The 8,005-nt window shown below is 62.3% G+C and carries 7 protein-coding genes and 1 pseudogene; 5 read left to right on the forward strand and 3 right to left on the reverse strand.

What is annotated here, in order from left to right:
* A partial coding sequence (locus Q1A87_RS22190) for a GAF domain-containing protein (protein WP_299656682.1) occupies positions 1-1,226 on the reverse strand: 1,226 nt, incomplete at its 3' end.
* 119 nt (positions 1,227-1,345) lie between these two features.
* Between Q1A87_RS22190 and Q1A87_RS22195 the strand changes: the two genes are divergently transcribed.
* Positions 1,346-2,857, forward strand: a complete 1,512-nt coding sequence (locus Q1A87_RS22195; RefSeq protein WP_299656684.1) for an ATPase domain-containing protein — start codon at positions 1,346-1,348, stop codon at positions 2,855-2,857.
* Positions 2,854-3,231 carry a response regulator gene (locus tag Q1A87_RS22200; RefSeq protein WP_299656686.1) on the forward strand — a complete coding sequence of 126 codons (378 nt, stop codon included), beginning with the start codon at positions 2,854-2,856 and terminating at the stop codon, positions 3,229-3,231. The genes Q1A87_RS22195 and Q1A87_RS22200 overlap by 4 nt, the downstream gene beginning before the upstream one ends.
* Before the next feature lie 282 nt (positions 3,232-3,513).
* On the opposite strand, the gene Q1A87_RS22205 is transcribed toward Q1A87_RS22200, so the two are convergent.
* Complete coding sequence (locus Q1A87_RS22205; RefSeq protein ID WP_299656688.1) at positions 3,514-4,617, reverse strand: PAS domain-containing protein; 1,104 nt, start codon at positions 4,615-4,617, stop codon at positions 3,514-3,516.
* A 330-nt stretch (positions 4,618-4,947) separates the two neighbouring features.
* Here Q1A87_RS22205 and Q1A87_RS22210 point away from each other — a divergent pair, with 330 nt between their 5' ends.
* Together Q1A87_RS22210 and Q1A87_RS22215 are read left to right on the forward strand one after the other, a co-directional pair.
* Positions 4,948-5,187 carry a type II toxin-antitoxin system prevent-host-death family antitoxin gene (locus tag Q1A87_RS22210; protein ID WP_299656455.1) on the forward strand — a complete coding sequence of 80 codons (240 nt, stop codon included), beginning with the start codon at positions 4,948-4,950 and terminating at the stop codon, positions 5,185-5,187.
* Positions 5,187-5,573 carry a type II toxin-antitoxin system VapC family toxin gene (locus Q1A87_RS22215; protein ID WP_299656690.1) on the forward strand — a complete coding sequence of 129 codons (387 nt, stop codon included), beginning with the start codon at positions 5,187-5,189 and terminating at the stop codon, positions 5,571-5,573. Before Q1A87_RS22210 ends, Q1A87_RS22215 begins: the two co-directional genes overlap by 1 nt.
* Positions 5,574-5,729: 156 nt before the next feature.
* Here the strand turns inward: Q1A87_RS22215 and Q1A87_RS22220 are convergent.
* Positions 5,730-6,746, reverse strand: a pseudogene (locus tag Q1A87_RS22220) (IS110 family transposase).
* Between the two features lie 196 nt (positions 6,747-6,942).
* Here Q1A87_RS22220 and Q1A87_RS22225 point away from each other — a divergent pair.
* A complete protein-coding gene (locus Q1A87_RS22225; RefSeq protein ID WP_299656692.1) occupies positions 6,943-7,668 on the forward strand; it encodes a VPLPA-CTERM sorting domain-containing protein in 726 nt (241 codons plus the stop codon).
* Positions 7,669-8,005 lie beyond the last annotated feature (337 nt).

Here is an 8,005-nt window from a genome sequence, read left to right on the forward strand (position 1 = left end):
GCGCCATGGCGCTCGGCACCCCAATATTGGCCTGGTTTTGCGCCGCCACGTGGCCGGATTTTACTCTGCCGTTGACACGTGGTGTCGGAGGTCTCGGTCGCCTCCAGAGTAACGGCGGGCCGGATAAGTTCGTGCGCGCGCGCCAGGGAATGCAGCCTCTGACGGAGGGCCTTCGCCATCGCGGTGGGCGTGTCGGTCGTGCGTGCCGTCATCGAGACGAGGCCCGTTAGGATGGCGAACAGGTTCTTGATCCGATGATGCAACTCCCGGATCATGAGCTTCCGGGCTTCCTCGGCCTCGTGGCGCGGGGTGATGTCACGGAAGAAGATCGTCAGCCCGTCCGAGGAGGGCGTGGCGTCGGCTTCGAACCAGCGTTGAAGCGGCGGATAATAGGCGACGACGCGCGTTGTCTCCCTCGCATCGACTGCGGCATGATACTCCCGCCAGAATGCGTTACCGACCGCCTCGGGAAATAGGTCCCAAAGTGTCTTGCCCGTCGGATCGTCAGCGATTTCGGTAAGATCGACAAAGCGGCCATTGGCATACTGGATGCGCCAGTTCGCATCGACAAGGACAATGCCGTCGCCGGTACTTTCCAGCACATGGTGCAATCGCCCATTGCTCGTTTCGAGTCTCTCCCGGATACGCTGCCGCTCCATCTTCTCGACCTGAAGGGCAATGATGGTGTCGACATCGGCGGCGATGTCGCCAAGCAAAGCAACCTCGTCCTCGGTCCAATCCCGCGGTGTACCCTGGATCGCGCAGAGCGCGCCCAGCACATGGCCGTCAGGCGACCGGACCGGGACTCCGAGATAGGCGACTACGCCCAGATCCCGGATTGCGAGGTTCTCTCGGACCCGCGGATGCTCGCGGGCGTCGGTAACGATCAGCGGCGCACGATTGGTGACGACGTGCCGACAGAACGAATGGGACAGAGGAGTCTGGCCTGTCTCAGCGAAGGGCCCGGTCAGCCCCGTCTGGGCCTTGAACACCTGCCGCCGGTCGTCGACCAGGGAAAAGAGCGAGACCGGGGCCCGGAGGGCGCGGGACGCGATGCGAACCGAACGATCGAACGCGTCGCTCGAAGCGCCATCCAGCAGGCCGAGATCGTGCAGGGCTTGGATGCGGGCGTCCGCCTCGTGGGCGTCGGACTCCGATGATGCAGAAGGAGTAGGCAGAACGGACATGTAAAACCGTGGGAAGAAGACAACAGGCCATCGGTCCACACCGGTCGGACATCCGTCCCGACCTTGAACCGCGGGACGCAACATATCAGTAAGTGTGGATAACAAAAGGTTAATCGAGATCGTGCCGTGACATACGGGCCCGTCCACAGGAAGCCACGATGACGCTATCTTCCCGACCCCCTTGGGGCCAAGAGACGAACGTTGACGACGGCGGGTCCCTGCAGCGGATCACGTCGGGGGTCACGAATCTCGACGTGCTTCTTGGTGGCGGTCTTGTCCGCGGGTCGGCCTACATCGTTCAGGGCTCCCCGGGCGCGGGCAAGACGATCCTCGCCAATCAAGCTTGCTTCGAACGGGTCCGGAACGGTGAACGAGCACTCTACCTGACGCTCCTGTCGGAGAGCTTCGGGCAGATGTTCGCGTTTCTCGATGGGATGGAGTTCTTCGACCGCGAACGTATACCCGAGATGCTTTATTATGCCTCGGTTTATGGCACGATGCGCGACGACGGCTTGCGCGGCCTGGCCCGCCTGATCCACGAGGAGATCCGCAAGCGACGACCGTCGCTTGTCGTGCTCGACGGCCTGTTCGTGGCGGGGGAAGGCTCGGGCGAAACCGAACACGAGTTCCGCCAGTTCGTCAACGAGTTGAGCGCGATCGGGTCGATGTCGCAGACGACCCTGCTTCTGCTGACAAATTCCCGGCGCAAACCGTCCTCGCCCGAATACACGATGGTGGACGGCTGGATCGAGATGGCGGATGCGCTTCTTACCGACGGGCGCGCACAGCGTACGATGGCGGTTCACAAGCATCGGGGTGGCCCGATCCTGCGGGGACGGCATGACTATGTCATCCGCTCGGACGGCATCACCGTCTTCCCGCGCCTCGAGACGCTGGCTTCTCGGACACCCCCCGAGGTCGCGCCGACAGGGCGCCTCTCGACCGGCGTCGAGGCGCTTGATCGCATGACTGAAGGGGGTCTTCCGGAAAGCTCGACCAGCGTGGTGCTCGGGCCGACGGGAACCGGCAAGACGACCATCGGGCTGCAATTCCTGAGCCGATGCACGCCGCAGGATCCCGGCCTGTTCGTCGGGTTTTACGAAACGCCCGAAAGGATACGGCTCAAGGCAGCGCGGATCGGTCTGGATCTCGCCGCGCTCGAAGCCTCCGGGGCGCTGACGATCCTGTGGCGGCCACCGCTCGGCAACCTGATCGACGAGGTCGGACAATACGTCCTCGACGCCGTGGGCGAACTCCGAGCGAAACGTCTCGTCATCGACGGGATCAACGCGCTTCGCCGGCCTGTTGAGAACACGGCGCGTCTGCACGCTTTCCTACGCGCCTTCAACGACATGCTGAAGACCCTCGGCGTCACCACGTTCTACACCCGGGAGGTGCCGCAGCTTTTCTTCCCGGAGGCGCTGGCCATCGACGAACTCTCCGGCGTGATCGACAACACGTTCCTGCTGCACTACGCCATCGAAGGCGACGACGTGCGTCGCCGGGCCGCAATTCTCAAGCTGCGCGACAGCGACTTCGATCACGTCAGCCGCGAATACAGGATCACCTCCAGCGGGCTGGTGTTCCGAGACCGCGACAGCGGACGCAAGCTGCAGGAGATGGCGACCAGCGCCCCCGTGGCCGGCTCGTTGGCCGGGAGGACGTTGTGAGCCAGCGCGTCCTACTCGTCGAGGACGAGATCATGATTCTGATGGTCGTCGAGATGGCTTTCCACGAGGCCGGCTTCGAGGTCGTGGTGGCGTCGGATGGTCAGATGGGGCTGGAAGTTGCGCGCGCGAAGGCCGTGGATGCCATCGTCACGGACTACATGATGCCGGGGCTCGACGGGATCGCCATGCTGACGGCGTTGCGGTCGGAGGGGATCGATGTGCCGGCGATCATGGTGACCGCCATTTCCCGGGCGCAGCTCGACGTCGGCGAGACGGCGCCTTTTGACCGCCATATGGTCAAACCCGTCGATGAGGACGAACTGGTCGAGGCTGTGCGCGACCTGTTGCGCCAGGTCGTCCCGTCCGAAGCCTGATGCGCTCGGACATCGAGCGCCTCGATCGACATCGCGGCCGGTATCTGCCTTGTCGCCCTATCCCGGCCGGCGCGCCCCAGCAGCGTCGGGTCAGTCACAAGCCGACGCATAGGCCCGCCACGGCGTCGCCTGTAAGGAGATGACACGAATGCAGACCGTGTCCCAATGCCTGGGCTGTTCCGCCTGAAATCGGGGATCGAGCGGGCACGTATTTACAAGAAACCGACTGCGAAACCCTTCGAACAAGGGTTCGACCGACTGGACGTCAGGCCGGGCGACGGGTCAATCGTCTCGGACGGGCAGTCGGATACGCGCCGCCATCCCTTCCGGCCGGGGTCGCATCTCGATCCCGCCGCCGGCGCTACGAAGCATTGCGGGCACAAGTTTCGATCCCGTTCCCCCGTGGCGCTTCACCTCGGATGTCTCCGGCATCGGCGGACCGCCGTGCTCTTCCCACGTCAATACGATCTCACCGCCGTCGCGGATCCAGCCGATTTGCACGCTTCCGTCGGTGTTGCTGAACGCGCCGTGCTTCAGCGCGTTGGTCGCGAGTTCGTGCAGCGCGAGGCCCAGGGGGACGACGGTCGATGGGTTGAGGATCACGACCGGCCCGTCCATTGCGATCCGCCCGGTCGACGCCGTTCGGTACGGGCGCAGGATGGCTTCGGCGAGGGCGTGCAGGTCGCTCGGCCCGGTCGCGGTCCCGCCGGGGCCGATCGACGCCTCGTGTGCCCGTACCATCGCGTCGAGGCGTGATGACAGTTCGCTTACGAGCTCTGCCTTGTCCACGGCCTCGCTGGCAGTCAGGCGCAGCAGCGCGCCGAAGACACCGAAGAGGTTCCGTGTCCGATGCTGCAGCTCGGCGGTGACATGGCGCTGCACGGTCTCGCGCGCCCGGTTGTCGATGACCTCGGACACATCCCATTGCGACCCGTAGAAGTGGGTCAGCGTTCCCTCTTCGTCGTAGATTGGCCCGACATGCAGGGAATTGACGAAGGTCGTGCCGTCCTTCCGGTAGTTTAATAGCTCGATGACGCGCACCTCCCGATCCTCGAGCGTCTGGCGAATGCGCTCGATTGCCTTTGGATCGGTTTCTGGCCCTTGCAGAAACTTGCAGTTGCGGCCAAGCGACTCCTCGCGGCTATAGCCCGTGATCTCCATGAAGGCTTGGTTGACGTAGACGATCGGGTTGCCGGGCCGGTGGGGATCGGTGACGCAAAGCGCCATCCGCGTCTGTTCCACCGCCTGCTCGAACAGCTGCGCCATGTCGATCTGCAGATCGTCAACGGATGGCTCCGTGCTCGGCTTTGCCTTTTCGGGATCGAGCTCGAGATCGGATTGGTTGCGCCCCCGGTGTCCGGGCTTGTTGTCTTTGATATCAGACATCGCGATCGCCTGTGTCGTTGATAACGGGTTGTGCGGATGGTCTTTTAGCATTCCGGTAGCGTACGTCGCGAGGAAAAGTTTGCCGGCCATGTCAGTCCTCGGGAGACTTGGAGTTCGATCCGGACGTGGGACGCTGATCGTTCAAACCGCGGCGACGCTTGTTTGTGTCGGTATGGGCTTTGTTTCGCGAAAGCAGCGATACCCGAGGTCATGAGGACCCCACCGGCGGGCCATGGCGATTGGTATCGTTCGATTTCGGGCAGTGTGAACGTACTTGAGACGGCCCTCGTCTCAGACTAGGTTCAAACCAGTTCATCAACCAGGTGACCCATGCGAACTGTCGGTTCTTTCGAAGCCAAGACCCATCTGTCGGAGTTGCTTGCAAGCGTCGAGCGCGGCGAGGAAATCGTCATCACCCGCCGCGGCACGGCGGTTGCGCGACTTCTACCGATGGCGGAGGTCAGCGAACGCGCTGCCGCCCTCAAGTCGCTCGAGGCCATTCGCATCAGGCTGCGCGGGCAGGTGACGACAGGAGATATCCTCGACGCGCGCGATACCGGTCGTCGGTAGTGGCAGTCGTCGACGCGTCGGCACTGGCGGGGTGGCTACTACCCGATGAGGATGGACCAGACATTTCCATCCTTTTCGATGGTCAGCCTATCGTGGCACCTTGGCTTCTCTGGGTGGAACTCCGCAATATTCTCGTGATGATCGAACGACGCGGCCGGATCGAGCCGACAGACACGGACACGATCCTGCAACAGGTCGACAAGCTCGGTATTGTGCTCGACACATCTACGGACAGTGAACGGGTCATGGCGCTGGCGCGGCGGCACAGGCTGACCGCATACGACAGTACCTATCTCGAGCTCGCGATCCGGCAGTGTGAGCCTCTCGCAAGCCTCGACAAAGCATTGATCGCAGCGGCTAAGGTCGAGAAAGTCGACGTGCTGTAGAATGGAAGAGATACATAAATCTTATTACCATATATACTACAGCCACACAAAGCCAGTAGCTTACCATGAACTTCGAAGTCCCGTGTCGCCTACTCCTCGTCGATCGCTCGCCCCGGCCTTGCGGCCATGCCGTGCCTTTGCCCGGTCGGGTTCCGGTCACGCCATTCTGTAATCCTCTTTCTTCATTGTCACGGCCCAGATCATGCGCGCCATCTTGTTGGCGAGTGCCACGGCCGCGACCATCTTCGGCTAGCGGGCCACGAGTGACGCCAGCCAGCGGTTCGAACTGCCGCCTTTCCGGACCACCCAGCGGATCACGCTCATGGCTCCGACGATGAGAAGGCGCCGGATGTCGGTCTGGCCCATCTTGCTTACCGCGCCGAGCTTGGTCTTCCCGTCTGTCGATCTCTGCCGTGGCACGAGTCCCAGCCAAGCCGCGAAGTTGCGCCCGCTGTCGAAGGTGTCGAGGTCAGGCGCGAAGGCCGCGACGGCGCCCGCGGTCACAGGCCCGATCCCGGGGATCGTGCACAGGCGGCGCAGTTCCTCATCGGTCATTGTTGCCGCCTCCAGCTCGGTCGCGAGCCGCTCGATCACCTTCGTGAGGTTCGCAATCTGCTCGAGGTAAACGGTCCCCATCTCGCGGACGGGGCCGGGCAGATCCGCAGCCTCGTCGCCAAGGGCATTTTTCAGGAGTTTCAGGCTCGCCGGACCCTTGGGCGCCACAAGGCCGAACTCGGCCAGATGGCCCCGCAGAGCATTGATGAGCTGCGTGCGCTGCCGGACAAGGCATTGGTGCGTGCGGAACGCGACCGCGCGGCCCTGCGTCTCGACGCTCTTCACCGCCACGAAGCGCATCGTCGGACGCAGGGCTGCCTCTGCGATGGCCTCCGCGTCGGCCCGGTCGTTCTTCTGACGCTTCACGAACGGCTTCACGTAAGCAGCCGGAACGAGCCGGACCTCATGACCGTGCGACTGCGCAACCCGGCCCCAATGATGCGACGTCGCGCAGGCCTCCATCGCCACCACGCAGGCGGGCTGCTCGGCCAGCATCGGCGCCAACCGCGGTCGCGACATCGCCCGGTTGAAAAGGACCGACCCATCTGGTCCGATCGCGCAGACTTGGAAGCTGCCCTTCGCCAAGTCGATCGCCAACATACTAATCTTCGTCTTCATCGGTGCGCCCTCCGCGTGGTTCTATAGAACCGTCATGGCATACGAGACGCCGTCCGGCTCCAGGGGCGGGGGCATCCACCGCATCAGTTCACTTGAGTAATGTCCGTGTCGGTCGACCTCACACTAGGGGGTGACAAGATAGGCGGTTAACGATACGTTAACGGGAAGCGAAACTCGCTTTTCTAGGAGATCCATTGTGAATACGAAGTATCTCGGCCTCACAGCCGCCGCTGCGCTGGTTGCATCGACTGCCGGCGCGTTTGCTGCGACAGTCACGATCGATTCGTTCGACACCGACCAGGTCGTCAGCGACGTCCCGAGCGCGAGCAGTGTCAACAATTCGACCATCGCCGCGCCGGAAGCAATCGGCGGCTTCCGTACGATGGCGGCAAGCAATTCGACCAGCAACCGCCCAACCGATGCCACGACCTTCGACTCGTTCGGCGGCATCCTTACGTTCTCGAATACCCGGAACTCGACTGGCTCCGGGTCGCTGACCTACGACGCGGACGGTGCGGGTCTGATGACCAGCCTTCTGATCGGGACCGATCCGTTCTTCAGCTTCGAAGGCGCATCCTTCGACAACGACAGCAACGTGAACATCACGGCAAACTTGACAGACAATGACGGAACCGTCATCTCTTATGTAGAGAACGTCGCGAGCGGGAACTTCAGCCCCGATCTTTTCCTTACTCAGTTCAATACAGATGAGGACTACGACGACTTCGATTTCGGCAACGTCTTTGCGCTGCAATTCATCGTCGATACGATCGGCTTGCAGGACAACATCGACGGTCAGATCAGCGCGATAACGCTGAATGCGGGCGATACGCCGCCGAACGTTATTCCGCTGCCGGCGACCGGTCTCTTGCTTCTCGGAGGTTTGGGCGGCCTTACCGTTCTGCGCCGCAAGAAGGCTTGATATGCTACCCTCGGTCTGATCGTCAGATCAGTCAGCTACCGACATCCGGGCCGCAAGTTTCCACTTGCGGCCCGTTTCCTTTTTGTGAGCAACTTTTTCGGGCTTACTGCCAAAAGCATTTCATTGATTCATGAATCGAAACGCTCGTAGGACCTGCAAGTGACGAAATGCTCAGTGCCGCCAGTCGGGCGAGGTCGTCATGTCGCAAGCATCTTCGAGCTGGCAGCCCGATCCGCTGCACAGCGACAGCGGTCGTCGAACTAGAGCTTTTCGGCCGAAACATGAATCGTGGGGATTCCCATGAGGGAGGCGGTGTGATTCATCCTTTTGAGGAGGA

Source organism: uncultured Jannaschia sp. (assembly GCF_947494055.1).
Taxonomy (GTDB): Bacteria; Pseudomonadota; Alphaproteobacteria; order Rhodobacterales; family Rhodobacteraceae; genus Jannaschia.